The organism is Streptomyces sp. NPDC059740 (assembly GCF_042733155.1).
Lineage (GTDB): Bacteria > Actinomycetota > Actinomycetes > Streptomycetales > Streptomycetaceae > Streptomyces.
Genome location: NZ_JBHWGP010000003.1, coordinates 146,983 through 172,240 on the forward strand (window position 1 = coordinate 146,983; position 25,258 = coordinate 172,240).

The window sequence follows — 25,258 nt, forward strand, 5'->3', positions numbered from 1 at the left end:
CACTTCCTGTACTGGGGAAACGCTGGACCACGCCGCCGGACGGCACTGCGGTGCGGTCCGCTCCCGGCGTGTCGACGCCGTCTGACGGCGTGACGTCCCCGACTGTACGACCACCGGGCCCCGTGCCGACAGCCGATGCGGCGGACGGGCAGGGGCCGGCGGGCGGGCAGGGGCCGGGCGGGGTGCCCTATCCCTTCGTCAGGCGCTCGGCGAGGACGTCCAGGACGTGCGGCGGCACCAGGTGGGAGACGTCGCCGCCCCAGGCCGCCACCTCCTTGACCAGGCTGGAGGAGAGGAAGCTGTAGGTGGGGTTGGTGGGGACGAACAGCGTCTCCACCCCGGAGAGGCCGTTGTTCATCTGGGCCATCTGGAGTTCGTAGTCGAAGTCGCTGACGGCGCGCAGACCCTTGACGATGGCCGGGATGTCGCGCTCCTTGCAGAAGTCCACCAGGAGCCCGTGGTGCGACTCCACCTGGACGTTGCCGTACTCGGCGGTGGCCCGGCGGATGAGCTCCATGCGCTCCTCGACCGTGAAGAGGCCCTTCTTGGAGGTGTTGACCATCACGGCCACGTGGACGACGTCGTACAGCTTCGAGGCTCGGGCGATGATGTCGAGATGTCCGTTGGTGACGGGGTCGAACGACCCCGGACAGACGGCACGGCGCACTTTGGTTCCCTCGCTCTCCGGTCCTGTCATGACTGGCTCGCGGTCGTCCCGGGCGCGGGGGCCGAGGACTCCGAAGCGGCGCGACCGTACCAAAGGGTGGCTTCGCCGTAACGACGGGCCCTCAGCGCGGTCATCGGCTCGGGCCAGCGGAACTCCCCGCCCCGGGTGGGCCGCTCGACGGTGACGAGCGCCGCCCCGGCCAGCCAGCCGCCCGCCCGGAGTGTGAGCAGGATCTCGCGCACGGCGTCGTCGGCCACGGCATAGGGCGGGTCGAGGAAGACGATGTCGTAGGGGTCGCCGGTGGGTGGGGCCGCCGCGACCTGTTCGGCCCTGGCGGTCCGCAGCTCGGCGCCGGGGAGGCCGACGGCGCGGATGTTCTCGCGGATGGTGCGGGCGGCGCGGGCGTCGGACTCGGCCAGCAGGACGTGGGCGGCGCCCCGGGAGAGGGCCTCCAGCCCGACGGCTCCGGACCCGCCGTAGAGGTCGAGGACGCGGGCGCCGTCCAGGGGGCCGTCGAGCGCCTCCCAGGTCGAGAAGAGGCCTTCGCGCGCCCGGTCGGAGGTGGGGCGGGTGCCCGTGCCGGGGGGCACCGCGAGGCGGCGGCCACCGGCGGCGCCGGCGATCACGCGGGTCATGGAATGTCCGTCCTTGGCTGTGCGGGGGTGGCGGTCGGGGGCCGGCGGTCGGCCGTGCCCCGGGCGGGCGGGGTCAGCCCTTGTCGAGGTAGCCCTCCCGTTCCGGGTCGAGCAGGGCGTTCAGGGCGACGCGCAGTTCGGGCAGGTGCGCCAGCTCCGGGTCCTCGGCGACGACCGCCGTGGCCTCGCCGCGGGCGGCCTCGATGATCTCCTCGTCCTCGATGACGGCGAGCATCCGCAGGGAGGACCGCATGCCGGACTGCGCCTGTCCCAGTACGTCGCCCTCACGGCGCTGTTCGAGGTCGATGCGGGAGAGCTCGAAGCCGTCGAGGGTCGAGGCGACCGCCCCGAGCCGGGCCCGGGCGGGGCTGGCCTCCGGCATCTCGGTCACCAGCAGGCACAGGCCGGGGGCGGAGCCACGGCCGACGCGGCCCCGGAGCTGGTGGAGTTGGGAGACGCCGAAGCGGTCGGCGTCCAGGATGACCATCGCGGTGGCGTTGGGGACGTTCACGCCGACCTCGATGACGGTGGTCGCGACGAGGACGTCCAGCTCGCCGGCGGCGAAGCGGCGCATCACCGCGTCCTTGTCGTCGGGGTGCATCCTGCCGTGCAGCGCCGCCACCCGCAGCCCGGCCAGCGGGCCGGCGGTCAGTTGCGCGGTGACGTCGAGGACCGCCAGGGGCGGGCGCCGCTCGGCCTCCGCTCCGGCGTCGCCGCTCTCCTCCTCGGCCGCCGCCCGGCCGCCCTTCCTGCCGGACGCGGCGGCGCCCTCCTCCTCGTCGCCGATGCGGGGGCAGACGACGTAGGCCTGGTGGCCCGACGCCACCTCCTCGCGGACGCGGTCCCAGGCGCGGGTGAGGAAGTGGGGCTTGTCGCGGGCGGGGACGACGTGGCTGGCGATGGGCGAGCGGCCGGCGGGGAGCTGGTCCAGTACGGAGGTCTCCAGGTCGCCGAAGACGGTCATGGCCACCGTCCTGGGGATGGGGGTGGCCGTCATGACCAGCAGGTGCGGTGTGCGCTTCTCGTCCAGGGTGCCGCCCTTGCCGCGCAGGGCGTCGCGCTGCTCCACGCCGAAGCGGTGCTGCTCGTCGACGACGACGAGGCCCAGGTCGTGGAAGGTGACCTTGTCCTCGATGAGGGCGTGGGTGCCGATCACCAGGCCGGCCTCCCCGGTGGCGAGGTCGAGGAGCGCCTGCCGGCGGGCCGCCGCCCCCATGGAGCCGGTGAGCAGCACGACCTTGGTGCCGTGCTCCGCGCCGCCGAGCATGCCGCCCTCGGCGAGGTCGCCCATCATCTCGGTGATCGAGCGGTGGTGCTGCTGGGCGAGGACCTCGGTGGGCGCGAGCATCGCGGCCTGCCCGCCGCTGTCCACGACGGTCAGCATGGCCCGCAGCGCCACCATGGTCTTGCCGGAGCCGACCTCGCCCTGGAGCAGGCGGTGCATGGGGTGGGAGCGGGCGAGGTCGTCGAAGATCTCGGCGCTGACCTTGCGCTGCCCCGCGGTGAGTTCGAAGGGCAGCCGGGCGTCGAAGGCGTCGAGGACGCCGCCGGCGGTGACGGGCCGGGGGACGGCGGGCAGCTGGGTCTCGGCCATGCGCCGGCGGGCGAGCGCGACCTGGAGGACGAACGCCTCGTCCCACTTGAGGCGGTCGCGGGCGGCGGCGACGTCCGCCTTGCTGCGGGGCCGGTGGATCGCGGTCAGTGCCTCGGGCAGTTCCTGCAGGCCCCTCCCCTCGCGCAGTGCGGCGGGCAGCGGGTCCACCGCCTCGGCGGCGCTGGGCAGCACCGCGTCGACGGCCTTGGCGATCTTCCAGGAGGAGATCTGCTGGCAGGCGGGGTAGATCGGCAGCAGCCGGCCGGCGAACGCGTCGACGGCCGCCGTCTGCTCCGCGTCGGCGGCCTCGGCGTCACCGTCCAGCAGTTGGTAGTCGGGGTGGGCGAGCTGGAGCTTGCGGTTGAAGACGGAGACCTTGCCGGCGAACATGCCGCGCCGCCCGGGCGTGAGGTCGTGGTGGGGCTTGTGGACGCCCTTGCCGAAGAAGACGAGTTGGAGCCGGCCGCTGCCGTCGGTGAGGTTGACCTCCAGGCGCTGGCCGCGGCCGTTGTTGAACCGGTGGACGCGGGCGTCGGCGACCTGCGCGACGACGGTGACGTGTTCGTCGAGCGGGAGTTCGGCGAGGCGGGTCAGCTCACCGCGTTCGGCGTACCGCCGGGGGTAGTGGTGCAGGAGGTCCCCGACGGTGTGCAGGCCGAGGTGGTCGGCGAGCACCTTCGCAGTGGTACCGCCGAGGGTCTTCTTCAGGGGTTCGTCGAGCGCGGCCACGGTCCCATTCCACACCACGGGGGTGACAACGGACGTCCGCAGCCCCGCCACGCGCCGCCTCCGCTGCCCCGCCGGCCCTCGTTCCCGCGGGCGGACGTCCCCTCCGCCGGCCGTCCACGCCTGGACCGCCCTGCTCGAACTGCTGCCTGAATTGTCAGAAAACGAGGGGGTACCTCCCTCCCTATGAGCGAGAAGATGAGTCCTGTGGACGTCCAGAAGGCCCTCGCGGGGGCGACGTATCCGAGCAAGGGGTCCGACCTGGCCCGTCTCGCCGAGAACAACGGCGCCGACCAGGACATGGTCAAGAAGCTGAAGTCCCACGCCGACGACCGGTACGAGAACCCGGGAGAGGTCCAGCACGACGTGTTCAAGGAGTGAGGAGCCGCCTCCCGCTGCACCCTCTTCGGTGCGTGCCGACGGGCGGGCCGGGGCCGGCAGGGCCCGGCCCGCCCGTCGTCCGTGCCGGCACCGGCCTCGTCCCCGCACCGGCGGACGGCGTCCCCCGCAGCCCGGCGCGCTCTGCGCTCCGCCGGCTACTCCACGCCGATCAGGAGCGGCGGCGCGTGCCGTCCGCCCTCGTAGACCACGGTGTCCACGGCCAGGTGGTGCGCGCGGACGTGGGCCTGGAGCTGCTCCCCCAGCCCCTGGGGGGCGCCCTCGCCCAGGACCAGGGTGACCAGTTCGCCACCGACGGAGAGCATGCGGTCCAGGACCTGCCGCGCGGCCCCGGCCAGGTCGCCGCCGATCAGCACCACGTCTCCGTCGACCAGCCCCAGCACGTCCCCGGCCTGGCAGACGCCCGCCATGGTCCACGACCTGGTCTCGGCGAGCGTCACCTCCGCGTACCGGGTGGCGCCGGCCGCCGAGGTCATGGCCACGACGTCCTCGTCGAAGCCGCGGTCGGGGGCGTGGACGGCCAGGGCGGCCAGGCTCTGCACGGCGGCGCGGGTGGGCAGGACGGCGACCCGGACCCCCAGGGTGCGGGCCTCGCGGGCGGCGACGGCGGCGGTGTGGCGCAGCGCCGGGTCGTCGAGCAGCAGGACGCCCTCACGCGCCCCGGTCTGCCGCAGGGCCGCCACGAGTTCGCCGCTGGCGGGCGGTTCGCCGGGCCGGACGGTGAGGGCGGTCGCGCCTGCCTGCCGGCACAGCTCCCCCAGCCCCTCGCCGGAGACGACGGCCACCACGGCCCGGCCGGTGCGTGCGGTGTCCGCCGCGGGGGCGGGGGGCGGGGCGGGCAGGTGGGTCACGCGCAGCCGGTGGGGGCGGCCCGCCTCGATGCCGGCCTCCACCGCGGCACCTGCGTCGGCGACGTGGACGTGGACGTTCCACAGCCCGTCGCCGCCCACGACGACCAGGGAGTCGCCGAGGGCGTCCAGCCGGGCCCGCAGCACGTCCACGGCCTCGTCGTCCGCCTCCAGCAGGTAGATGACCTCGTAGTGCGGTGCCTGGCCGGGGGCGTCCCCGGACTGGGCCGCGCCCGGGGCGGGGAGGGCGCCCGGGGACACGGGGCAGGTGGGTGCGGTGCGGTGGTGGCGCGGCCGGTCCGGCTCCGCGCCGTGGCCGGCGAGCGCGGCGGCGAGCGCCGCGAGGACGGTGACCAGGCCCTGGCCGCCGGCGTCGACGACTCCGGCCTCCCGCAGCGGCGCGAGCCGGTCCGGGGTGGCGCCGAGCGCGGTGGCGGCGCCGTCGCGGGCCACTGCGGCGACCTCGCCGGCCTGCGCGGCCCGGCCCGCGGCGTGCTCGGCGGCCGTCGCGGCGGCGGTGGCGACGGTGAGCACGGTGCCCTCGACGGGGTGGGCCACGGCCGCGTAGGCGGCGTCGGCGGCGCTGCGCAGGGCGGCGGCGAGGTGGGGGCCACCGGCGCCGGGCGGCTGCGCGGTGGTGCGGTCGGCCGGGTCCCGGGCGAGGACCTGCGCCATGCCGCGCAGCAGTTGCGCCAGGATCGTCCCGGAGTTGCCGCGGGCCCCGATGAGTGCGCCGTGCGCCATGGCCGCCGCGGCCTGGGCCAGGGTGGGCGGGGTGGGTCGGTCGGCCGTGTCGGCGCCCTCGAAGGCCGCCTCCACCGCGCGGGCCGCGGACTCGACCGTCAGGTACAGGTTGGTGCCGGTGTCGCCGTCCGCGACGGGGAAGACGTTGATGGCGTCGATGCGTTCCCGCTCACGTCCCAGCGCCTCCAGCGCGCCGGCGCACCAGTCGCGGACGGCGGCGGCGTCCAGGGGCCGGAAGTCCGTTCCCACCTGTGCCACCGCCCTTCTCACCCGGTCCGTGCCAGGCGCCGCCGGGAGGTGGGGCCGCGCCCGGGCCCCGGGCGGCGCCGTACCGCACAGTAGTCGTGCCCGGGGGCGGCCGTCGGACGGGGTGCCGGATGGGCCGTGGTAGTTTCGTTGTGCGGGAGCAGCCGTTGTATGCTGCTCCGGTTGCCCGATGAGAATCGGGCCATTCCCTCCTGACACCGCCGGTCGTCCTGACGCACGGGCGCGTCGGGAATTCACCGTTAGTGCATCTGAAGTCTTTGGAGTGACCCGTGGCTGCCAACTGCGACGTCTGCGGCAAGGGGCCGGGCTTCGGCAACAGTGTTTCGCACTCGCACCGCCGTACCCCCCGTCGTTGGAACCCCAACATCCAGACGGTCCGTGCGGTGGTCGGGCGTACGCCGAAGCGGCTCAACGTCTGCACCTCGTGCATCAAGGCCGGCAAGGTCTCGCGCTGACGCTTCGGTCGTAGCGCAGCCCCTCCGGTTGCCCCGAAAACCGGTCCATCCCCAGGGTGGACCGGTTTTTCGTGTGCGCGGAGGGCGGGCGGGCCCTCGGGGGCGGGCCGGTGCGGCCGGTCCCGCCCTTCCTGGGCGCCGTGGGTTCAGGCGTTCCACATGTGGTCCACCGGGCCGACGCCCTGGCCGATGCTGAAGCCGGCCGCGATGGCGCCGGTGACGTACTCCTTGGCGACCCGGGCGGCCTCGGGGACGCTGTCGCCCCTGGCGAGCTGCGCGGCGATCGCGGAGGCCAGGGTGCAGCCGGTGCCGTGGGTGTGGCGGTTGTCGTGGCGCTCGGCCCGCAGCCAGATCTCCTGGTCGCCGTCGGTGAGGAGGTCCACGGCGTCGACGGAGGCCTCGTCCGTGGACTCCAGGTGGCCGCCCTTGATCAGCGCCCACTGCGGCCCCAGCGCGAGCACCGCCTCGGCGGCCTGGCGCATCCCCGCCTCCTTGGCGACGTGCACGCCGGTGAGCTGCGCCACCTCGTCGAGGTTGGGGGTGGCGACGGTGGCCTGCGGCATGAGGCGGCTGCGGACGGCCTCCAGGGCTCCGGCCGCCAGCAGCGGGTCGCCGTGCTTGGAGACCCCGACGGGGTCGACCACCACCGGGATGCCGGCCGCGCGGATCTCCGCGAGCAGTTCGGCGACGGTGTCGACCAGCAGCGCGGAGGAGAGCATCCCGGTCTTGACGGCCTGGACGCCGATGTCGTCGACGACGCTGCGGAACTGGGCCCGGACGGCCTCCACCGGCAGGTCCCAGGCGCCCTGGACGCCCGTGGAGTTCTGCGCGGTGACGGCCGTCAGGACGGTCATGCCGTGCGTCCGCAGAGCGGTCATGGTCTTGAGATCGGCCTGGATCCCCGCGCCGCCGCCGGAGTCGGAGCCTGCGATGGTCAGGACGCGTGGTGGAGTGCGCATGCCGCGAATCTACCGGCCCACGCCGCTGACGTGCGCCTCAGGGGCGAGGCGCACGCCGGGGCGCAACGCTATCGGACCTCCGGGACCGCCCCGAAGTGGTCCCAGCCCGCCGCCTTCGTCCAGGGCGCCTCGTCGACCGTCACCCGCGGTGTCCCGGCGGCCGCCCGTACCTCGCCGATCACCTTCCAGCGGGCGGGCAGTTTGATCTCGGCCGGGAACGTGGCGACCAGGGCGTGGTCCTCGCCGCCGCTGAGCACCCACTGGAGCGGGTCGACGCCGACGGCCGTACCGATGTCCGACATCTGGGAGGGGATGTCGACGCTGCCGGAGTGGATGTCGACGTGGACGCCGCTCGCCTCCGCCACGTGCCCGAGGTCGGCGATGAGTCCGTCGCTGACGTCGACCATGGCGGTGGCGCCGAGTTCCGCCGCGGCCGGCCCCGCGTGGTAGGGCGGCTCGGGGCGGCGGTGAGCCTCGACGAAGGCGCGTGGGGAGCGGAACCCGCGGGAGAGCACGGCGTGGCCGGCGGCCGACCAGCCCAGCCAGCCTGTCACGGCGACGACGTCCCCGGGGCGGGCGCCGTCCCGGGTGACGGGCGCGCGGTCGCGCAGGTCGCCCAGGGCGGTGATGGAGACGGTGATGGTCTCGCCGCGCACCAGGTCCCCGCCCACCACGGCCGCGCCCGCGACGTGGCACTCGTCGCGCAGCCCGTCCATCAGCTCGGTGGCCCAGGTGGCCGGGAGTTCGGCGGGGACGACGAGGCCCAGCAGCAGGGCGGTGGGGTGCGCCCCCATGGCGGCGATGTCGGCGAGGTTCTGGGCGGCGGCCTTGCGCCCCACGTCGTAGGCGGTGGACCAGTCACGGCGGAAGTGGCGCCCCTCCAGCAGGACGTCGGTGGAGGCCACCACCCTGCCGTCGGGAGCCGCCACCACGGCGGCGTCGTCGCCGGGTCCGACGCTCACCGAAGAGGTACTGGTCAACCGGGCGGTCAACTCCCTGATCAGTCCGAACTCCCCCAGTTCGCCCACGGTGCCCTTCATGCTGCAACCCTCACAGTCCTCATGCCTCTCGTCCCGTCTGCGGTTCTCTCCCCGGGGCGGGACCCGGTGCCCGCCCGCGCCTGTGCGTGGATCTGTTCCCCCGGGCCCGGCGGCGCGATACCGTGTCGACCCCGTCTCGGGCATCGTCGCAGGCCGCGTGAGTCAGGTCCGCCTTGATCCGCGTTCTTTCCGCTCGCCCCGCGGTGCTCCGTTCTCCGTCGTAGAGCCGCCCTGGAGGTTCCGTGGTACAGGCGTACATCCTCATCCAGACCGAGGTCGGAAAGGCGTCCGCGGTCGCCGGTGTCGTGTCGGAGGTGCCCGGTGTGACGCAGGTGGACGATGTCACCGGCCCCTACGACGTCATCGCGCGCGCCGAAGCCGAGACGGTCGACGAGATCGGCCGCATGGTGGTGGCGCGGGTGCAGCAGGTGGAGGGCATCACGCGGACGTTGACCTGCCCCGTGGTCCATATCTAGCTCCCCGTATGCTCGGCCGGGTGTCGTCCTCCCGCCGCCGGTCACTGGCCCTGCCCCTGTTCGCCCTCGCACTGGCCGCGGCGGGCTGCTCCTCCTCCGACGGCGGCCCGGCCGTGGCGGTTCCCCACCCGAGCGGGGACGATCCCGCCCACTGCCGGGCCCTGGCGAAGAGGCTGCCGGACACGGTGGCCGGGGCGCACCGGCGCACCACGGACCCGGTCTCGCCCTACACCGCGGCCTGGGGCGACCCCGCCGTCCAGCTGCGCTGCGGGGTCGCGAAGCCCGAGGCGCTCCAGCCCGGAAGCGAACATTACAACCCCGATGCCGACTCGGCGGACGTCAACGGCGTCGAGTGGCTCTTCGAGAAGCAGGACGACGGGTACCTCTTCACCACGGTGCTCCGCAAGACGTACGTGGCGGTGCGGGTGCCCGGCCACTACTCCCCCGAGGTCGACGCGTTGGTCGACCTTGCCTCGGCGGTCCGCTCCACGGTGCCGGCCGGGGTGTGAGCCGGGGCGGGCGGCGTGTGCCGGGCCCCGGCCGCGTGGTCAGCGCAGGCCCGTGGAGCGGCCCAGGGCGTGGCCGATGAGCCGGTCCACCAGTTCGGGGTAGTCGACGCCGCTCTCGCGCCACATCCGCGGGTACATCGAGATCGGTGTGAACCCGGGCAGGGTGTTGATCTCGTTGATGACGAACTCGCCGTTCTCCAGCAGGAAGAAGTCGGCCCGCACCAGGCCCTCGCAGGAGACCGCCTCGAAGGCGCGCACCGCCAGCTCCTGGACCCGGGCGGTCTGTTCGGGGGTCAGCGGGGCGGGGACGACGCCGTCGGCCGCGTCGATGTACTTGGCCTCGAAGTCGTAGAACGAGCCGGTCCTGGCCGGGGGGATCTCGGCCGGCACGCTGGCCCGCGGTCCGTCCTCGAACTCCAGCACGCCGCACTCGATCTCCCGGCCGCGCAGCAGCGCCTCCACGATGATCTTCGGGTCGTGGCGGCGGGCCTCCTCGATCGCCGCGTCCAGACCGTCGGCGTCCTCGACCTTGGTGATGCCGAAGGACGAGCCGGCGCGGGCGGGCTTGACGAAGACCGGCCAGCCGTGGGCGTCGGCGAAGTCGAGGATCCGGCGGCGGGCGGCGGCACCCTTGGCGCCTTCCTCGCCCTGCTCCCACTCACGGGGGCGGATCACCTCGTAGGGGCCGACCGGCAGCCCGAAGGAGGTGAAGACCCGCTTCATGTAGTCCTTGTCCTGGCCGACGGCGGAGGCGAGGACGCCGCACCCGACGTAGGGGATGCCGGCGAGTTCCAGCATGCCCTGGAGGGTGCCGTCCTCGCCGTAGGGGCCGTGCAGGACGGGGAAGATCACGTCGACCTCGCCGAGCACCTTGGGCATGGCACCCGGCTCGGAGTAGACCAGCTCGCGGCTGGTGGGGTCGACGGGGAGGACCACTGCGCCGTCGGTCGACTCGGCGAGCTGGGTGACGTCCGGCAGCCGTCGGTCGCTGATGGCCATGCGCCCGGGGTCGTCGGCGGTCAGCGCCCAGCGTCCGTCGGCGGTGATGCCGATGGGCAGGACGTCGTACTTCTCGCGGTCGATGGCGCTCAGCACCGCCCCCGCGGTGACCACCGAGATGGCGTGTTCGGAGCTGCGGCCACCGAACACGACGGCGACGCGGGGCTTGTGGGAGGAGGTCTGGCTGCTCATATCGCGTCGACCCTACCTGCTGCCCGTCACAAACCGAACGCCCGACGCTGGGCTGGTCCCACGGTCGGGCGTGCCGGTGAGCTCCCCGGCCGGCGGGCCGGGGACACCGTCAGTGGCGTTCGGGTTTGGCGCTACGCCCCATGAGGTCCTTGAGCGCGACCAGCGGGGGTTTGCCGTCGTGGACGATCTCCACCACGGTCTCGGTGATGGGCATGTCGACGCCGTGGCGCCGGGCGAGATCCAGCACCGACTCGCACGACTTGACGCCCTCGGCGGTCTGCCGGGTGGCGGCGACGGTCTCCTCCAGCGTCATGCCGCGGCCCAGGTTGCGGCCGAAGGTGTTGTTGCGCGACAGCGGGGAGGAGCAGGTGGCCACGAGGTCGCCCATGCCGGCGAGGCCGGCGAAGGTGTGCGCGTCGGCGCCCATGGCGAGGCCGAGCCGGGTGGTCTCCGCCAGCCCCCGGGTCAGCAGCGAGGCCTTGGCGTTGTCGCCGAGCTTCATGCCGTCGGCGATGCCCACCGCCAGCGCGATGACGTTCTTGACGGCGCCGCCCAGCTCGCAGCCGACGACGTCGGTGTTGGTGTAGGGGCGGAAGTAGGGGGTGTGGCAGGCGGCCTGGAGGCGTTCGGCGACGCCGGCGTCGGTGCAGGCGACGACGGCCGCCGCGGGCTGCCGGGCCGCGATCTCCCGGGCCAGGTTGGGGCCGGTCAGCACCGCGACCCGGCTCTCGGGCACCTCGGCGACCTCGGCGACGACCTCGCTCATCCGCTTGGCGGTGCCCAGCTCGACGCCCTTCATCAGGCTGACCAGCACGGTGCCGGTGTCGAACAGGGGCGCCCAGCGGGCGAGGTTGCCGCGCAGGGTCTGCGAGGGGACGGTGAGGACCGCGAACTCGGCGCCCTCGGCCGCCTCGGCGGGGTCGGTGGTGGCGGTGACCGACTTCGGCAGGTCCACGCCCGGCAGGTAGTCGGGGTTGGTGTGGGTGGTGTTGATCGCCTCGACGAGGTCGGGGCGGCGGGCCCACAGGGTGACCTCGCACCCCGCGTCGGCGAGGACCATCGCGAAGGCGGTGCCCCAGGAACCGGTGCCGTAGACGGCGCAGCGCGTCACTCGCCCTCGTCCTTCCGCGTCCTGGCGACGGCGGGGTGCTCGTCGGGGGCGTGGGGGCGGGGCACCTCGGGCGAGGGGACGTCGGTGTCCTCGCTCTTTCCGGTCTCCTCGCCCTTCCCGGTCTCCTCGCTCTTCCCGGTCTCCTCGCCCGCCCTGTCGTCCGCCGGGCGGCTGCGGGCGGCCTTCTCCCGCAGGGCGGCCCGCGCCTTGCGGTGGTCGTAGGGCTCGGCGGGTGCCGGCTCCCCCCGCATCTCGGCGAGGAGTTCGGTGACGGCGGCCATGATGGTGTCGGTGACCGCGCGCAGCACCTCCGCGGTGGGCTCCTGGCCGTGGAAGGCGCTGAGGTCCACCGGCGGGCCGGCCTTGACCTGCAGGGTGCGGCGGGGGAAGAGCCGCAGCCGCTTCTCCTTGGCGTAGGGCGGCATGACCTCGTGGGCGCCCCACTGGGCGACGGGGATCACGGGGGCCCGGGTCATCAGCGCGACCCGGGCGGCACCGGTCTTGCCCTGCATGGGCCACAGGTCGGGGTCGCGGGTGAGGGTGCCTTCGGGGTAGAAGGCGACGCACTCGCCCTTGTTCACGGCCGCCACCGCGGCCCGGAAGGCGTTGGCCGCGTCGGTGGACTCGCGGAACACCGGGATCTGCCCCGTGCCGCGCATCAGCGCACCGACGAAGCCGCCCTTGAAGAGCCCCGACTTGGCGAGGAATCGCGGGACGCGGCCGGTGTTGTACTGGAAGTGCGCGTAGCTGAGGGGATCGAGGTAGGAGTTGTGGTTGACGACGGTCAGGAAACCGCCGTCGGCGGGAATGTTCTCGGTCCCGGACCAGTCCCGCTTGAACAACACCACGAGCGGCGGTTTGCAGAGGACCGCGGCCAGGCGGTACCAGAAGCCGATTCTGTGGCGGGACACTGGGACACTCTCCTTGTGGGGCTTGCGGAACGGGCTGAGCTGCTGCGACCCGGCAGCCGCACAAGTGTCGCCCCGGGTTCCGGGTCTGTCGAGAACACGGTAACCCCGCGTTGCGCCGGGCCCCTGGGAACGCGGGCGGATGGGAAGCGGATGCGAGGGAACGGAACGGACGTGGCCTGGAGCCTGGTGATGCCGCTGAAACCGCTGGCGTACGCCAAGAGCAGGCTGTCCGCGGCGGTCGGCGAGGGTGCCCGGCCCCTGCTGGCGCTCGCGTTCGCGCAGGACGCGGTCGCCGCCGCGCTGGCGTGCCGGCGGGTGCGGGATGTGGCGGTTGTCACGGACGACGCCCGGGCTGCGGCGGCTCTCGGCGCACTCGGCGCACGGATTCTGCCGGACGTCCCGCAGGCCGGTCTCAACGCGGCGCTGGACCACGGTGCCCGTGCGGTGGGGGGTGCGGGCCCGGTGGCGGCTCTGAATCCGGACCTTCCCGCGCTGCGCCCGGTGGAACTGGCACGGGTGCTCGAGGCGGCTGCGCAATTTCCCCGTGCATTTCTCGCGGACGCTGCCGGAATAGGGACCACGCTGCTCGCCGCGAGGGCCGGTGAGGAATTGGCACCCGCATTCGGTGGTGCTTCACGGGCCCGGCATGCGGCGTCGGGCGCCCGGGAGATCGTGGTCGCGGGGGTGGAATCGGTGCGCAGGGACGTGGACACCGGCGAGGACCTGCGGGTGGCGGTGGCTCTCGGGGTCGGTCCGCACACCGCACAAGCGCTGCGGGGGCCGGCGTTCGGGCCCTGCCCGGTCGCGGCCTCCCCGGCCGGGTCGCCCGCCGACGGCGGGACAGTGCCCCGCGGCACCTGAGGGCGCCCGCACCGGCCGCTGCGGACTGCGGGCGGCGTCCTGGCGCCGGTCGGGCGCCCCGGTGCGGCACTCCGGCCGCGCAGGCCGGGCCGGCGGGGACCGGGGGCCGGCCGGCGCGGTCCGGGGGCCGGGGCGTGCGGGGCGCTGGGCCCGGTCCTGGCGTGCCTGCTGCGGGGGCCGGCGCGAGAGGCGTCCTGGCTGCGGCCCTTGTGCTGCGCCGCGCGGGCGACCGCAGGGGGCGAGGCGGTTTCAGAAGGTGTGCAGGGTGACGAGCACGATCCGCCGGGCCTCGCCGGTGCCCTCGACGTCGACCCGGACGCGCTGCCCCGGGCGCAGCAGGCGGAGCCCGCCGGCGTCGAAGGCCGCCGCGTCGAAGGTGAGCGGGGTGCCGTCGTCGAGCAGCACACTGCCGCTGCGGGTGTGCTCGTCGTAGGTGTACGCGGTGGCCTGCATGGTTCCCAGAGTAGTCAGGCCGTCCCGGCCGGGTTCGGGCGCCCGGGGTGGTGGGAGCGGCGTGGCCCGGGGCGCGGGGGCCGGCCCGGCCTGTGCCGCCGGCCCGCGGTGCCCGCGTCCGGACACACCGCGGGCCGGGCTTCCGTGGGGGGAAGTCCGGCCCGGCGCGTGTCGTGGGGGGCGGCCGGTCACCGCTTGCGGGCGGTGGCCTTCTTCGCGGTGGTCTTGCGGGCGGTGGTCTTCTTGGCGGGGGCCTTCTTCGCCGTGGCCTTCTTCGCCGGTGCCGTGGTCTTCTTCGCCGCGGTCTTGGCGGTGGTGGCGGCCTTCTTCGCCGTGGTCTTCTTCGCGGGCGTCGCCTTCTTGGCGGTGGCCGTGGTCTTGGTGGTGGCCTTCTTCGCCGGCGTCGCCTTCTTGGCGGTGGTGGTCTTCTTCGCGGGGGTGGCCTTCTTGGCGGTGGCCTTCTTGGCCGCGGCCTTCGCCGTGGTGCGCGTGGAAGAACCGCCGCTCAGGCTGCCCTTGGGGGCCTTCTTGACGGCCACGTCGTTCTTGGGGAGCTTCTTCGAGCCGCTGACCAGGTCCTTGAAGCCCTGACCCGCACGGAAGCGGGGCACCGAGGTCTTCTTGACCCGCACCCGCTCACCCGTCTGCGGGTTGCGGGCGTAGCGGGCCGGACGGTCCACCTTTTCGAAAGAACCGAAACCGGTCACGGAGACCCGGTCACCGCCGACCGTGGCCCGGACGATCGCGTCCAGCACTGCATCAACGGCGTCCGCCGCCTGCTGACGGCCGCCGAGCTTGTCGGCAATGGCTTCTACGAGCTGCGCCTTGTTCACGTCTTCCCCTTCGGAGACATTGCTGGAACGTATGTGTTCAAGCTTTTTCGCACGTTAGGCAGATATATACCGCAAATCAAACACGAAACGGGCTAATCACCCTTGTGCCGCAACGAACTGGCCGCTCACGACGATCCGTCGACGTCCGGGCGGTCGGTGCCACCCGGACTGGCCGGGAACCGCCCCTCGTCGAGGTCGTCCATGAAGCGCTCCAGACGCCTTGCCGCACCGACCAGATCGTGTTTCGCCGCAGCCGTGATGACGAGCAGCTGCCGGGTGAGCGCCATCCGTACGCCCTCCGGGACTTGCAGTGTCCGCACGCGTGTGTGTGCGGCCTTGAGTTGGGACGCGAGTCGACCGTAGAGCTCGAGTTGGTCGTCGCGATCCATGCGCCAATTGTGCCATCTGCGGCGAGTTGTCGCTTCACGGGGCCTCAACACGGCGCTCCACACGACGATGCGCCCCTCACCAACAGGTGCGGGGCGCATCGTATGCAAGGCTCCTTTGAGCCAAAACAGCCGGGGCTGTCAAGGCTCGTGGCCCAGGTTCAGGCCACGGCGTCCGTGCGGGGCTTGAAGGCGGGCCGGCCGGCCTCGTAAGCCTGGATGGCCGACTCCTCCCGGAGGGTGATGCTGATGTCGTCCAGCCCCTCCAGCAGGCGCCACCGGGCGTTCTCGTCGAGCTCGAACGAAGCCCTGACGCCCTCGGCGCGGACCTCCCGCGCGACCAGGTCGACGGTGACCTCGGCAGCCGGGTCGGCCTCCGCCAGCTTCTGCAGCGCGTCCACCGTCTCCTGCGGCAGCACGACGGTGAGCAGGCCGTTCTTCAGCGAGTTGCCGCGGAAGATGTCGGCGTAGCGGGAGGAGATGACGGCCTTGAAGCCGTAGTTCTGCAGGGCCCACACGGCGTGCTCGCGGGAGGAGCCGGTGCCGAAGTCGGGCCCCGCGACGAGCACGGTGGCGCCCTGGTACTGCGGCTGGTTGAGGACGAAGGACGGGTCCTTGCGCCAGGCCTCGAACAGTCCGTCCTCGAACCCGTCGCGGGTGACCCGCTTGAGCCAGTGGGCCGGGATGATCTGGTCGGTGTCGACGTTGGAGCGGCGCAGCGGGACGGCGCGGCCGGTGTGGGTGGTGAAGGCTTCCATGGTTCTCAGACTCCTGCGGGCGTCAGGTCGGCTGCGTCGGACAGGTCGGCCGGGGAGGCCAGATGGCCCAGTACCGCGGTGGCGGCGGCGACCTGGGGCGAGACCAGGTGGGTACGGCCGCCCTTGCCCTGCCGGCCCTCGAAGTTCCGGTTGGAGGTGGAGGCGGAGCGCTCCCCCGGCGCGAGCTGGTCGGGGTTCATGCCCAGGCACATCGAGCAACCCGCGTGCCGCCATTCGGCTCCCGCAGCCGTGAAGACCTTGTCCAGGCCCTCCTCGACGGCCTGCAGGGCGACCCGCACGGACCCGGGGACGACCAGCATCCGCACCGACTCGGCCACCTCGCGGCCCTCCAGCACGGCTGCGGCGGAGCGCAGGTCCTCGATCCGGCCGTTGGTGCAGGAGCCGACGAAGACGGTGTCCACCGGGATCTCGCGGAGCGGCTGCCCGGCGGTCAACCCCATGTACTCCAGGGCCTTTTCGGCCGCGTAGCGGTCGGAGGGGTCGGTGTAGGAGGCCGGGTCCGGCACGCTCTCCGAAAGGGGTGCGCCCTGGCCGGGGTTGGTCCCCCAGGTGACGAACGGGGCCAGCTCGGAGGCGTTGACGACGACCTCGTGGTCGAAGACCGCGTCCTCGTCGGTGCGCAGGGTGCGCCAGTACTCGACGGCCTCGTCCCACTGCTCGCCCCGGGGGGCGCACTCGCGGTCCTTGAGGTAGGCGAACGTGGTCTCGTCGGGGGCGATCATGCCGGCCCGGGCACCCGCCTCGATCGACATGTTGCAGATGGTCATCCGGGCCTCCATCGAGAGCTTCTCGATGGCCGGGCCGCGGTACTCGATGACGTAGCCCTGGCCGCCGCCGGTGCCGATCTTCGCGATGATGGCGAGGATCAGGTCCTTGGCGGTGACGCCCTCGGGCAGTTCACCCTCGACGGTGACGGCCATGGTCCGGAACGGCGCCATCGGCAGGGTCTGGGTGGCCAGCACGTGCTCGACCTGGCTGGTGCCGATACCGAAGGCCAGCGCGCCGAAGGCACCGTGCGTGGAGGTGTGGCTGTCACCGCAGACCACGGTGGTGCCGGGCTGGGTCAGCCCGAGCTGGGGGCCCACCACGTGGACGACGCCCTGCTCGACGTCGCCCAGCGGGTGCAGGCGCACCCCGAACTCGGCGCAGTTCTTGCGCAGCGTCTCCAGCTGGGTGCGCGAGACCGGGTCCGCGATCGGCTTGTCGATGTCGAGAGTGGGGGTGTTGTGGTCCTCGGTGGCGAGGGTGAGGTCGGTGCGGCGCACCGCGCGGCCGGCCTTGCGGAGTCCGTCGAACGCCTGCGGGCTGGTGACCTCGTGGATCAGGTGGAGATCGATGAAGAGGAGGTCGGGCTCGCCTTCGGCGCGCCGGACGACGTGGTCGTCCCAGACCTTCTCCGCCAGTGTCCGTCCCATCGCTGTCCCTCCGGCCGGCTGTGACGCCGGCCTCAACTCGACTGTGCGCCGCCGCTCGCTTCCTTGCGGGGGCGGTATCGCCGGCCCTGTCCGGACCGTGACACCAGAGTGACGACTTCCACGGAAATTTGAACTTGCGTTTCATAGTGTGAGACGCAAGTATCGTTGCATGGACAACTCTAGCGGCGTCGGCGTTCTCGACAAGGCGGCTGTGGTACTCAGCGCACTGGAGTCCGGTCCGGCCACCCTTGCCGGGCTGGTCGCGGCTACCGGGCTCGCGCGCCCCACGGCCCACCGCCTCGCGGTGGCACTCGAACACCACCGGATGGTGGCCAGGGACATGCAGGGCAGGTTCATCCTGGGCCCGCGGCTCGGCGAGCTGGCCGCGGCGGCCGGCGAGGACCGCCTGCTGGCCACGGCCGGACCTGTACTCACTCACCTACGCGACGTGACGGGCGAGAGCGCCCAGCTCTACCGCCGCCAGGGCGAGATGCGCATCTGCGTGGCCGCGGCCGAGCGGTTGTCCGGGCTGCGGGACACCGTCCCGGTCGGCTCCACCCTGCCGATGAAGGCGGGCTCGGCGGCCCAGATCCTCATGGCCTGGGAGGAGCCGGAGCGGCTGCACCGCGGCCTGCAGGGGGCCCGCTTCACCGCCACCGCCCTCTCCGGCGTGCGCCGCCGCGGCTGGGCCCAGTCGATCGGCGAGCGGGAGCCCGGCGTGGCCTCGGTCTCAGCGCCGGTGCGCGGCCCCTCCAACCGCGTGGTCGCCGCGGTCTCGGTCTCCGGCCCCATCGAGCGCCTGACCCGTCACCCGGGCCGGATGCACGCCCAGGCGATCATCGATGCGGCCGGGCGGCTGAGCGAGGCGCTGCGGCGCGGGAACTGAGGCCGGTCGCCACGTCCCCGCACACCGGTCACCCCTCGCACCCCACCACCGATCCGGACGGGAAGGTCCGGGCAGCCCCACGGGCCGGAACGGCCGCCTCCGTCAGAGGTGACCGTCCCGGCCCGTCCTCTGTGCGCCCGTCTCCGCCGCCCGCGCCACCCGCTCGGCTCCCAGCGGCCGACCGTCACGCCACCCCTCAGCCCGCCAACGCCCCGCAACGACGCGGCGGATCGCGTCGCTCCCCCGGCCGGCCCGGCACCCCACGCCACGCCGGACGGCCAACTTCTCCCCCAGCGGGCCGAGTTGCCCCGCATGCCGACTCGGAAGACCTCCAACTCCCCCGCACATGGGCCCCGACCGCCCGCCGCGACCACCGCACACCCGTGTCGCCGAGTCGGACCTGCACCTCCACCCGGCCGTGCGCCTGGCCCCGGGGATGCACAGGGGAGCGTCCGGGGCAGGTGGCGACCGCCCCGGCGTGGCGCCGACGGCGCCGGGGCCGGTGCCGCACGAGCCGGTGCCGCATGAGCCGGTGCCGGGCGAGCCGTGCCGCGGGCCCGCACGGACCGGTGGAGACGCCGCCGCCGTTGCGGTGACCAGTGGCCGCCTCCTGCTCGGGAGGCGCAACGGGCCGGGCGTGAAGGGCCCGGGTACGCCTTCCGGGCCGCGCGCACGCTCCAGGCGGGTCAGGGGGCCACACGCGACGGCACCGGCGAAGTCCGCCACGGAGACGGTTGGCGGGTGCGGCCGGCATCCACGCCCGGAAAATGTGGAAGAAGATGCAGAAACCAGAAAAGGCCCCTGCCGAAGCAGGAGCCTTTTCCTCTGTACCCCCGACCGGATTCGAACCGGCGCTACCGCCTTGAGAGGGCGGCGTGCTAGGCCGCTACACAACGGGGGCAGGTCTTTCGCCGTACATGAAGTGCGACGGAGAGCTGGGCTACCAGGACTCGAACCTAGACTAAATGAACCAGAATCACTCGTGCTGCCAATTACACCATAGCCCAATGGTGGTTTAGACCAGTACCCCCGACCGGATTCGAACCGGCGCTACCGCCTTGAGAGGGCGGCGTGCTAGGCCGCTACACAACGGGGGCCCTAGCGATCCTCACTTCGTCGACTCCGGGAGCGACCCGAAAGAGACGGAATCCAAGGATCTGTACCCCCGACCGGATTCGAACCGGCGCTACCGCCTTGAGAGGGCGGCGTGCTAGGCCGCTACACAACGGGGGCTAGCTCTTTTCAAGAAACCTTCACTGCACGAATACCGCGACGATCTCTTGCTGGGCTACCAGGACTCGAACCTAGACTAACTGAACCAGAATCAGTCGTGCTGCCAATTACACCATAGCCCACCGGAACGCAACCCCCTGGGGGGATCTTGTTCGGCTTGCGTCTCCCGCCGGGCCCTTCGGGGCCCTCTCGGGCGGCGCAGGAAGAACATTACCCGAAGGTGGACGGCGCTCCAAAACGAGTAGTGCGGCCCAGGAGGGCGGGGAGTTCGGCGAGCGTGGTGATCCGCCGCAGGTCGGACACGACGGCCCCGGACCACCCGCCGCGATCGAGCCAGACCGGGAGCAGACCGGCCTCACGGGCCCCGACCGCGTCGATGTCCGGATGGTCGCCGACGTAGACCACCTCGTGGGGGGCCAGGCCGAGCGCGTCGCAGGCCGCGTGGAACGCCTCGGGCGCCGGCTTGGCGACGCCCAGCTCGGCGGCGCACAGCACCACCTCGAAGCGGTCACGCACCCCGAGCACCCGCAGTTTCCGGTCCTGGTTGTGGATGCTGGAGTTGGAGAGCACGCCGTGCCGGTAGCCGTCCGCCAGCGCGTCCAGCGCCGGGAGCACGTCGGGGAAGAGCGCCCAGGCGGCCTCGTAGTGCCGCAGGTAGCGGTCGAACCAGGCGTCGGCCTCCGCGTCGCTCATGGCCCGCTCGGCCTCGCCCGGCGCGGCCAGGAAGGCGCGCACCCGGTCCCGGCGCTGTTCCTCGAAGGTGGCCTCGCCCGCCGCGAACCGGGCCCAGCAGCGGTCGGTGTGCTCCCGCCAGACCCGCAGCGCCTCCTCGACGTCCCCGTAGCGGGCCGACGTCCCCTCGTCGGTCAGGTGGCGCCACATCCCGGTGCGGTCGGCGGTGGTGTAGTCGAAGAGGGTGTCGTCGACGTCCCAGAGAACGGCTGCGGGCGATGACTGACCGGCCATGCCGCCGAGGGTAGCCGCCCGGACGCCGAGACGGAACGTGGCGAGAGGCCCGGGGCCTGCGGATCGGCGCCTCCGCGTGCCCTGCGGCTACACCACCACCTCGGCCCACACCGTCTTCCCCGGGCCGTCCCGGCGCGGCTCGACGGCCCACCTCTCGGCCAGCCGGGAGACCAGCCACAGGCCCCTGCCGCACTCGGCGCCCTCCAGGGGCGGGACCGGGGCGGCGGGTGGCAGGCGGTCCCCGCGCGCGTCGGCAACCTCGACCCGCACCACACCCGCCCGGCGGACCAGACGCAGCCGGAAGTCGCGGCCGGGCACCAGCCCGTGGCGCACGGCGTTGGCGGCGAGCTCGGCCACCACCAGGGTCACGGTGTCGTTGACGCGCGTGCCGTAGGGATGGCCCCAGGCGTCGAGGCGGTGGGAGGCCAGGCGGCGCGCGAGGCGGGCGCCCCGGGGGGTGGCGGTGAAGGACATGGTGAAGTCGGGCTCCTGGCGGGGCGGTCCGCCGGAACACCCGGTCGTGGGGATTTCAGTCGTCATGCCGACGACAGTGGGCCACCGTGCGTAGCGTCACCAGTGACGACACCCCTACACAGCGCGACTGTCCGTGTGGGGTGGTGACCAGTGAGAGCGGGGAGAGGACGTCAGCCATGGGACGCGAGAGCGCACGGGGCGAGGGCGAGGCGGTGCGGACCGCCGATCCGGCGGACGAGTTGCTGCGGTCGTTCGGCCGGCAGATCAAGCTCTTCCGGGAGCGAGCAGGACTCACCCAGGCGGACGTTGCACGTGAACTCACCTACAGCGAGGCGCAGATCGCGGCCGTCGAGCAGGGACGCCGCATTCCCCGGCCCGACACGATCGAGGCGGTGGACCGGCTCCTGGAAGCCGGCGGGGTGCTCGTCGCGATGAAGCGGTCGGTGGCGTTGACCCGCTACCCGGCGTTCTTCCGGGACGCCGCCCGGATCGAGGAGGAGGCGGTCGAGTTCCACGCGTACGCCGCCGTGGCCGTCCCCGGACTGCTCCAGACCGAGGAGTACGCGCGCACCATGTTCACGGTGTGGCGCCCTCGCCGCACCGAGGCGGAGATCGAGCAGATGGTGGCGGCCCGGATGGCGCGCCACGCCATCCACGAGCGCAGGCCCGCGCCCACCCTCAGTTTCGTGATCGAGGAGTCGGTGCTGCAACGGCCGTTCGGCGGGCCGCAGGTGCTGCGCGGACAACTGGAGCAGCTCCTGCTGTTCGCGGCGAACCCGAACGTCGAGGTGCAGGTGATGCCGACCGTGACGGCCGACCACGCGGGCGCCGACGGACCATTCACCATGATGACCCCGCAGGGCGGTGAGCCGGTGGCGTACGTCGAGAGCCAGGGCAACGGCCGGGTGATCACCGACCGCGAAAGCGTCCGCGGCTTCGCGGTGCGGTATGGAATCCTGCGGGCCCAGGCGCTCTCTCCGGACGAGTCCCGGCGCCACATCGAGAAGTCGCTGCAAGGAGAGCTATGAACACCGAGCAGTCCCCCGCCCCGCTCCACTGGTTCAAGAGCAGCCACAGCGGCGGCGCGGGCGGCGAATGCGTCGAGGTCGCCACCACCCCCGCCACCGTCCACGTCCGCGACTCCAAGGACACCGGCCACGGCACGCTCACCGTCAGCCCGCGGGCCTGGCGGGAGTTCGTGAGCGTGGCCAGGGGGGCCTGAGACGAGGGTGGGGAGCGACGGGCGGCGCCGTCCCTCCCCACGGTTCTCAGCGCACCCAGCCCGTCAGCGGCTCGGTGTCCAACTCGATGCCGACCGGATCGGGAAGGGTCACACGCTTGCCGAACGGCACCGTCGTGGTCGACTCGTAGCGAACGCCGTCCGGGGCAGTGTGGACGGTGACCGTACCGGCGTCACGGTCGATCAGCAGGTAGACGGGGATGCCGGTCTCCGCGTAGGCGCGGGGCTTTTCCACGCGGCCACGGCGATCGGTACCCCTGTCATAAGAGGTGATCTCCACCACCATGAGCACGGGGGCACAATCCGCCCATTCCCCTGTCCGGATTGTGCCCCCGTAGGCGCACATCAGCGCGATGATCGCGACAGTGGCACGACTACGCCTGAAAGCGGCGGCTCCTCACCCGGAAGGGGACACCCGGGTGCACGACAGTGCCCGGTCGCGCCCCGCGCGGGGGTGCGACCGGGCACTGTCGTGGGGCGCAGCGGACCCTCAGCCCGCCAGCTTCGCCAGCGCCGCGTCCACGCGGGCCAGGGTGCGCTCGCGGCCCAGGACCTCCAGCGACTCGAAGAGCGGCAGGCCGACGGTGCGGCCGGTGACGGCGACGCGGACGGGGGCCTGCGCCTTGCCGAGCTTGAGGCCGTGCTCCTCGCCGGCGGCCAGGACGGCCTCCTTGAGGGCGTCGGCGTTCCACTCGGCCGCTTCGAGCTTGGCGCGGGCGGTGCGCAGCAGGGCGTCGCTGCCCTCCTTCATCGCCTTGTTCCACGACGCCTCGTCCTCGACGGGGTGGTCCAGGAAGAGGAAGTCGACGTTGGCGGTGATGTCGGAGAGCACCGTCAGCCGGGTCTGGGCGTGCGGGGCGATGGCCTCGAAGGCGGCGGGGTCGAAGTTCTCCGGCGGCCAGGGGGCGTAGGGCGCCTTCAGCCACGGCTCGCAGGCCGCGGCAAAGTCGGCCGGCGCCATCTCCCGCAGGTGGTGGGCGTTGATGGCCTCGCACTTCTTGAGGTCGAAGCGCGCCGGGTTGGCGTTGACGTCGGCGATGTCGAAGGCGGCGACCATCTCCTCGATGCTGAAGATGTCGCGGTCCTCGGAGAGCGACCAGCCCAGCAGGGAGAGGTAGTTGAGGAGTCCGGCGGGGAGGAAGCCACGCTCGCGGTAGAGGTTGAGCGAGGACTGCGGGTCGCGCTTGGAGAGCTTCTTGTTGCCCTCGCCCATGACGTACGGCAGGTGGCCGAACTCGGGCTCGGTCCCGTTGCCCACGCCGATCTCGGCGAGCGCCCGGTAGAGGGCGATCTGCCGGGGGGTGGAGGAGAGCAGGTCCTCGCCGCGCAGGACGTGGGTGATCTCCATCAGGGCGTCGTCGACCGGGTTGACCAGGGTGTACAGCGGCGCGCCGTTGGCGCGGACGATGCCGTAGTCGGTGACGTTCTCCGGGGCGAAGGTGAGGTCGCCGCGGACCAGGTCGGTGAAGGTGATGGGTTCGTCCGGCATCCGGAAGCGGATGATGTGGCTGCGCCCTTCGCCCTCGTAGGCGGCGATCTCCACCTCGCTGAGGTTGCGGCACTTCCCGTCGTACCCGGAGGGGCGGCCGGCGGCGCGGGCTGCCTCGCGGCGCTGCTCCAGCTCCTCGGTGGTGCAGTAGCAGCGGTAGGCGTGGCCGGCCTTCTGCAGGCGGGCGGCGACGTCGCGGTAGATGTCCATCCGCTGGGACTGCCGGTAGGGGGCGTGCGGGCCCTCGACCTCGGGGCCCTCGTCCCAGTCGAAGCCGAGCCAGCGCATGGCGTCCAGGAGCTGGGCGTAGGACTCCTCGGAGTCGCGGGCCGCGTCGGTGTCCTCGATGCGGAAGATCAGCTTGCCGCCGTGGTGCCGGGCGAACGCCCAGTTGAACAGGGCGGTGCGGACCAGGCCGACGTGCGGGTTGCCGGTCGGGGAGGGACAGAAGCGAACGCGGACAGGGGTCGCGTCAGTCACGCTTGACCACCTTGTTGGTGAGAGTGCCGATGCCTTCGATGGTGACGGCGACCTCGTCGCCGACTGCCAGGGGGCCGACCCCGGCCGGGGTGCCCGTGAGGACGACGTCGCCGGGGAGCAGCGTCATGGCCTCGGTGATGTGGACGATCAGGTCCTCGACGGAGCGGACCATCTGGCTGGTGCGGCCGAGCTGGCGCTGTTCCCCGTTGACGGTGCACATGATCGCGAGGTCGGACGGGTCGAGGTCGGTCTCGATCCACGGGCCCAGCGGGCAGGAGGTGTCGAAGCCCTTGGCGCGGGCCCACTGCTTCTCCCGCTGCTGCACGTCGCGGGCGGTGATGTCGTTGGCGCAGGTGTAGCCGAGGATGACGTCCCGCACCCGCTCCCGGGGGACCTCGCGGCACATCCGTCCGATGACGACCGCCAGCTCCGCCTCGTGGTGCACCTCCTGCGAGAAGGTGGGGTAGACCACCGGGTCGCCGTTGCCGACGACGGAGGTGGAGGGCTTGAAGAAGGTGAACGGGTCGGCGGGGACCTCGTTGCCCAGCTCACGGGCGTGCTCGGCGTAGTTGCGGCCGATGGCGACGACCTTGTTGGGGAGCGTCGGCGGCAGCAGCCGGACCTTGTCCAGCGGCACCTTCTGGCCCGAGCGCTCGAATTCGGCGAAGGGGTGGCCCTTGATGACGTCGATCTCCTCGTCCTCTAGGACGCCGAAACCGACGTTGCCGTCGATGGAGAATCTGGCGATGCGCACGGGTGGTCGCTGCCCCTTCGTGTTGCCGGCCGGAGTTGACGCTCCAGGCTATCGCGGGGGCGGCGGCTCGCCGGTGAGCCCTTCCGCAGGCCGGGGCGGCGGGTGGTGGCGCAGGTGAGCCGGGGCGCGTTGCGGGGCGGCGTCCGCCTTCACGGTTCGTCCACCTTCTGTCCGCGATCCTGCCCGGGGGGACTTGACGTGACGGGCCGTCAGCGTTCCGTGGCGCCTCCGCGGCCCGGACGGGGCGGCGCGGCGGCGGGCGGGGCGGGGCGCCGCCGACGCCCCGCCGGAAGAGGGGTGACGCACCGGCTCCGCCAGGGGTGCCGGAAGGGCGCATTGGGAGAGGTCGTGGCCGTTGTTCCCGCACGTCAGGTTATGGGGCGTATCCGACGGCAGATCCGGCACGCGAGGGCGATCTTGATGTGAGTTTCCTCACGGCGACGCGGACAAAAGCGACAAAAGTGCTGGCTGTGAAGG

General features: G+C 72.8%; 26 protein-coding genes, 5 tRNA genes and 1 pseudogene. 8 read left to right on the forward strand and 24 right to left on the reverse strand.

What is annotated here, in order from left to right:
- Positions 1 to 187 precede the first annotated feature (187 nt).
- The 3 genes from coaD to recG form a co-directional block, all read right to left on the reverse strand.
- Entirely contained in the window at positions 188 to 697 is a 510-nt protein-coding gene (gene coaD, locus ACFV3R_RS05320; protein ID WP_385575841.1) for a pantetheine-phosphate adenylyltransferase, read from the reverse strand.
- Positions 694 to 1,302, reverse strand: coding sequence for a 16S rRNA (guanine(966)-N(2))-methyltransferase RsmD (gene rsmD / locus ACFV3R_RS05325; RefSeq protein WP_385575844.1), 609 nt, complete (start codon positions 1,300 to 1,302; stop codon positions 694 to 696). Before rsmD ends, coaD begins: the two co-directional genes overlap by 4 nt.
- 73 nt (positions 1,303 to 1,375) lie before the next feature.
- Positions 1,376 to 3,625 carry an ATP-dependent DNA helicase RecG gene (gene recG / locus ACFV3R_RS05330; protein WP_385575847.1) on the reverse strand — a complete coding sequence of 750 codons (2,250 nt, stop codon included), beginning with the start codon at positions 3,623 to 3,625 and terminating at the stop codon, positions 1,376 to 1,378.
- Between the two features lie 195 nt (positions 3,626 to 3,820).
- On the opposite strand from recG, the gene ACFV3R_RS05335 reads away from it, so the two are divergent.
- Positions 3,821 to 4,003 (forward strand): DUF2795 domain-containing protein, encoded by a 183-nt coding sequence (locus tag ACFV3R_RS05335; RefSeq protein WP_385575850.1) that lies wholly within the window; start codon positions 3,821 to 3,823, stop codon positions 4,001 to 4,003.
- 155 nt (positions 4,004 to 4,158) lie between these two features.
- Here ACFV3R_RS05335 and ACFV3R_RS05340 read toward each other — a convergent pair whose 3' ends face one another.
- Positions 4,159 to 5,871, reverse strand: a complete 1,713-nt coding sequence (locus ACFV3R_RS05340; RefSeq protein ID WP_385575853.1) for a DAK2 domain-containing protein — start codon at positions 5,869 to 5,871, stop codon at positions 4,159 to 4,161.
- 278 nt (positions 5,872 to 6,149) lie between these two features.
- Between ACFV3R_RS05340 and rpmB the strand changes: the two genes are divergently transcribed.
- Positions 6,150 to 6,335 (forward strand): 50S ribosomal protein L28, encoded by a 186-nt coding sequence (gene rpmB, locus ACFV3R_RS05345; RefSeq protein WP_385575856.1) that lies wholly within the window; start codon positions 6,150 to 6,152, stop codon positions 6,333 to 6,335.
- Between the two features lie 146 nt (positions 6,336 to 6,481).
- Here the strand turns inward: rpmB and thiD are convergent, their stop codons facing one another.
- Positions 6,482 to 7,294 (reverse strand): bifunctional hydroxymethylpyrimidine kinase/phosphomethylpyrimidine kinase, encoded by an 813-nt coding sequence (gene thiD, locus ACFV3R_RS05350; RefSeq protein ID WP_385575858.1) that lies wholly within the window; start codon positions 7,292 to 7,294, stop codon positions 6,482 to 6,484.
- A 68-nt stretch (positions 7,295 to 7,362) separates the two neighbouring features.
- A complete protein-coding gene (locus ACFV3R_RS05355; RefSeq protein ID WP_385575861.1) occupies positions 7,363 to 8,334 on the reverse strand; it encodes a thiamine-phosphate kinase in 972 nt (323 codons plus the stop codon).
- A 242-nt stretch (positions 8,335 to 8,576) separates the two neighbouring features.
- Between ACFV3R_RS05355 and ACFV3R_RS05360 the strand changes: the two genes are divergently transcribed.
- Both ACFV3R_RS05360 and ACFV3R_RS05365 read left to right on the forward strand, forming a co-directional pair.
- The gene (locus ACFV3R_RS05360) at positions 8,577 to 8,810 is read left to right on the forward strand and encodes an Lrp/AsnC ligand binding domain-containing protein (protein WP_385575864.1); all 234 of its coding nucleotides are present in this window, start codon (positions 8,577 to 8,579) and stop codon (positions 8,808 to 8,810) included.
- A gap of 8 nt (positions 8,811 to 8,818) precedes the next feature.
- On the forward strand, positions 8,819 to 9,319 hold the full coding sequence (locus ACFV3R_RS05365) for a DUF3515 domain-containing protein (protein ID WP_385575867.1): 501 nt from the start codon (positions 8,819 to 8,821) through the stop codon (positions 9,317 to 9,319).
- Between the two features lie 39 nt (positions 9,320 to 9,358).
- On the opposite strand, the gene ACFV3R_RS05370 is transcribed toward ACFV3R_RS05365, so the two are convergent.
- The 3 genes from ACFV3R_RS05370 to ACFV3R_RS05380 all read right to left on the reverse strand — a co-directional run bounded on the left by ACFV3R_RS05370 (position 9,359) and on the right by ACFV3R_RS05380 (position 12,532).
- Positions 9,359 to 10,510, reverse strand: a complete 1,152-nt coding sequence (locus tag ACFV3R_RS05370; protein WP_385575870.1) for a D-alanine--D-alanine ligase family protein — start codon at positions 10,508 to 10,510, stop codon at positions 9,359 to 9,361.
- 109 nt (positions 10,511 to 10,619) lie between these two features.
- Positions 10,620 to 11,621: an NAD(P)H-dependent glycerol-3-phosphate dehydrogenase gene (locus ACFV3R_RS05375; RefSeq protein WP_385575872.1), complete on the reverse strand. Its 1,002-nt coding sequence runs from the start codon at positions 11,619 to 11,621 to the stop codon at positions 10,620 to 10,622.
- Complete coding sequence (locus ACFV3R_RS05380) at positions 11,618 to 12,532, reverse strand: lysophospholipid acyltransferase family protein (protein ID WP_385575874.1); 915 nt, start codon at positions 12,530 to 12,532, stop codon at positions 11,618 to 11,620. The genes ACFV3R_RS05375 and ACFV3R_RS05380 overlap by 4 nt, the downstream gene beginning before the upstream one ends.
- Positions 12,533 to 12,682: 150 nt before the next feature.
- On the opposite strand from ACFV3R_RS05380, the gene cofC reads away from it, so the two are divergent.
- Positions 12,683 to 13,393 (forward strand): 2-phospho-L-lactate guanylyltransferase, encoded by a 711-nt coding sequence (gene cofC / locus ACFV3R_RS05385; RefSeq protein ID WP_385575876.1) that lies wholly within the window; start codon positions 12,683 to 12,685, stop codon positions 13,391 to 13,393.
- A 249-nt stretch (positions 13,394 to 13,642) separates the two neighbouring features.
- Here the strand turns inward: cofC and ACFV3R_RS05390 are convergent, their stop codons facing one another.
- The 5 genes from ACFV3R_RS05390 to leuC form a co-directional block, all read right to left on the reverse strand.
- Positions 13,643 to 13,846: a hypothetical protein gene (locus ACFV3R_RS05390; RefSeq protein ID WP_385575878.1), complete on the reverse strand. Its 204-nt coding sequence runs from the start codon at positions 13,844 to 13,846 to the stop codon at positions 13,643 to 13,645.
- Positions 13,847 to 14,034: 188 nt separating this feature from the next.
- Complete coding sequence (locus ACFV3R_RS05395) at positions 14,035 to 14,679, reverse strand: HU family DNA-binding protein (protein ID WP_385575880.1); 645 nt, start codon at positions 14,677 to 14,679, stop codon at positions 14,035 to 14,037.
- A gap of 125 nt (positions 14,680 to 14,804) precedes the next feature.
- Complete coding sequence (locus ACFV3R_RS05400; RefSeq protein ID WP_385575882.1) at positions 14,805 to 15,068, reverse strand: hypothetical protein; 264 nt, start codon at positions 15,066 to 15,068, stop codon at positions 14,805 to 14,807.
- A gap of 158 nt (positions 15,069 to 15,226) precedes the next feature.
- On the reverse strand, positions 15,227 to 15,823 hold the full coding sequence (gene leuD, locus ACFV3R_RS05405; RefSeq protein ID WP_385575885.1) for a 3-isopropylmalate dehydratase small subunit: 597 nt from the start codon (positions 15,821 to 15,823) through the stop codon (positions 15,227 to 15,229).
- A gap of 5 nt (positions 15,824 to 15,828) precedes the next feature.
- Positions 15,829 to 17,259 (reverse strand): 3-isopropylmalate dehydratase large subunit, encoded by a 1,431-nt coding sequence (gene leuC, locus ACFV3R_RS05410; RefSeq protein ID WP_385575888.1) that lies wholly within the window; start codon positions 17,257 to 17,259, stop codon positions 15,829 to 15,831.
- Between the two features lie 169 nt (positions 17,260 to 17,428).
- On the opposite strand from leuC, the gene ndgR reads away from it, so the two are divergent.
- The gene (gene ndgR, locus ACFV3R_RS05415; protein WP_385575891.1) at positions 17,429 to 18,145 is read left to right on the forward strand and encodes an IclR family transcriptional regulator NdgR; all 717 of its coding nucleotides are present in this window, start codon (positions 17,429 to 17,431) and stop codon (positions 18,143 to 18,145) included.
- A gap of 828 nt (positions 18,146 to 18,973) precedes the next feature.
- Here ndgR and ACFV3R_RS05420 read toward each other — a convergent pair.
- From ACFV3R_RS05420 to ACFV3R_RS05450, 7 genes are all read right to left on the reverse strand, one after another.
- Positions 18,974 to 19,046 (reverse strand) — tRNA-Glu (locus ACFV3R_RS05420).
- Positions 19,047 to 19,080: 34 nt separating this feature from the next.
- Positions 19,081 to 19,152: transfer RNA gene (locus ACFV3R_RS05425), tRNA-Gln, on the reverse strand.
- A gap of 17 nt (positions 19,153 to 19,169) precedes the next feature.
- Positions 19,170 to 19,242, reverse strand: a tRNA-Glu gene (locus ACFV3R_RS05430).
- A 63-nt stretch (positions 19,243 to 19,305) separates the two neighbouring features.
- Positions 19,306 to 19,378 (reverse strand) — tRNA-Glu (locus tag ACFV3R_RS05435).
- 50 nt (positions 19,379 to 19,428) lie between these two features.
- Positions 19,429 to 19,500, reverse strand: a tRNA-Gln gene (locus tag ACFV3R_RS05440).
- Between the two features lie 88 nt (positions 19,501 to 19,588).
- A complete protein-coding gene (locus tag ACFV3R_RS05445) occupies positions 19,589 to 20,344 on the reverse strand; it encodes an HAD family hydrolase (protein ID WP_385575894.1) in 756 nt (251 codons plus the stop codon).
- 87 nt (positions 20,345 to 20,431) lie between these two features.
- Positions 20,432 to 20,884 carry an ATP-binding protein gene (locus ACFV3R_RS05450; RefSeq protein WP_385575897.1) on the reverse strand — a complete coding sequence of 151 codons (453 nt, stop codon included), beginning with the start codon at positions 20,882 to 20,884 and terminating at the stop codon, positions 20,432 to 20,434.
- A gap of 110 nt (positions 20,885 to 20,994) precedes the next feature.
- Here ACFV3R_RS05450 and ACFV3R_RS05455 point away from each other — a divergent pair, with 110 nt between their 5' ends.
- Both ACFV3R_RS05455 and ACFV3R_RS05460 read left to right on the forward strand, forming a co-directional pair.
- A complete protein-coding gene (locus tag ACFV3R_RS05455) occupies positions 20,995 to 21,846 on the forward strand; it encodes a Scr1 family TA system antitoxin-like transcriptional regulator (RefSeq protein WP_385575900.1) in 852 nt (283 codons plus the stop codon).
- A complete protein-coding gene (locus ACFV3R_RS05460; RefSeq protein WP_385575903.1) occupies positions 21,843 to 22,040 on the forward strand; it encodes a DUF397 domain-containing protein in 198 nt (65 codons plus the stop codon). Before ACFV3R_RS05455 ends, ACFV3R_RS05460 begins: the two co-directional genes overlap by 4 nt.
- A 46-nt stretch (positions 22,041 to 22,086) precedes the next feature.
- Here ACFV3R_RS05460 and ACFV3R_RS05465 read toward each other — a convergent pair.
- The 3 genes and pseudogenes from ACFV3R_RS05465 to ACFV3R_RS05475 form a co-directional block, all read right to left on the reverse strand.
- A pseudogene (locus ACFV3R_RS05465) lies at positions 22,087 to 22,374 on the reverse strand (Uma2 family endonuclease); the annotation flags it as partial.
- Positions 22,375 to 22,548: 174 nt separating this feature from the next.
- A complete protein-coding gene (gene gltX / locus ACFV3R_RS05470) occupies positions 22,549 to 24,027 on the reverse strand; it encodes a glutamate--tRNA ligase (protein ID WP_385575906.1) in 1,479 nt (492 codons plus the stop codon).
- Positions 24,020 to 24,781 carry a fumarylacetoacetate hydrolase family protein gene (locus ACFV3R_RS05475; RefSeq protein WP_385575909.1) on the reverse strand — a complete coding sequence of 254 codons (762 nt, stop codon included), beginning with the start codon at positions 24,779 to 24,781 and terminating at the stop codon, positions 24,020 to 24,022. Before ACFV3R_RS05475 ends, gltX begins: the two co-directional genes overlap by 8 nt.
- Positions 24,782 to 25,258 lie beyond the last annotated feature (477 nt).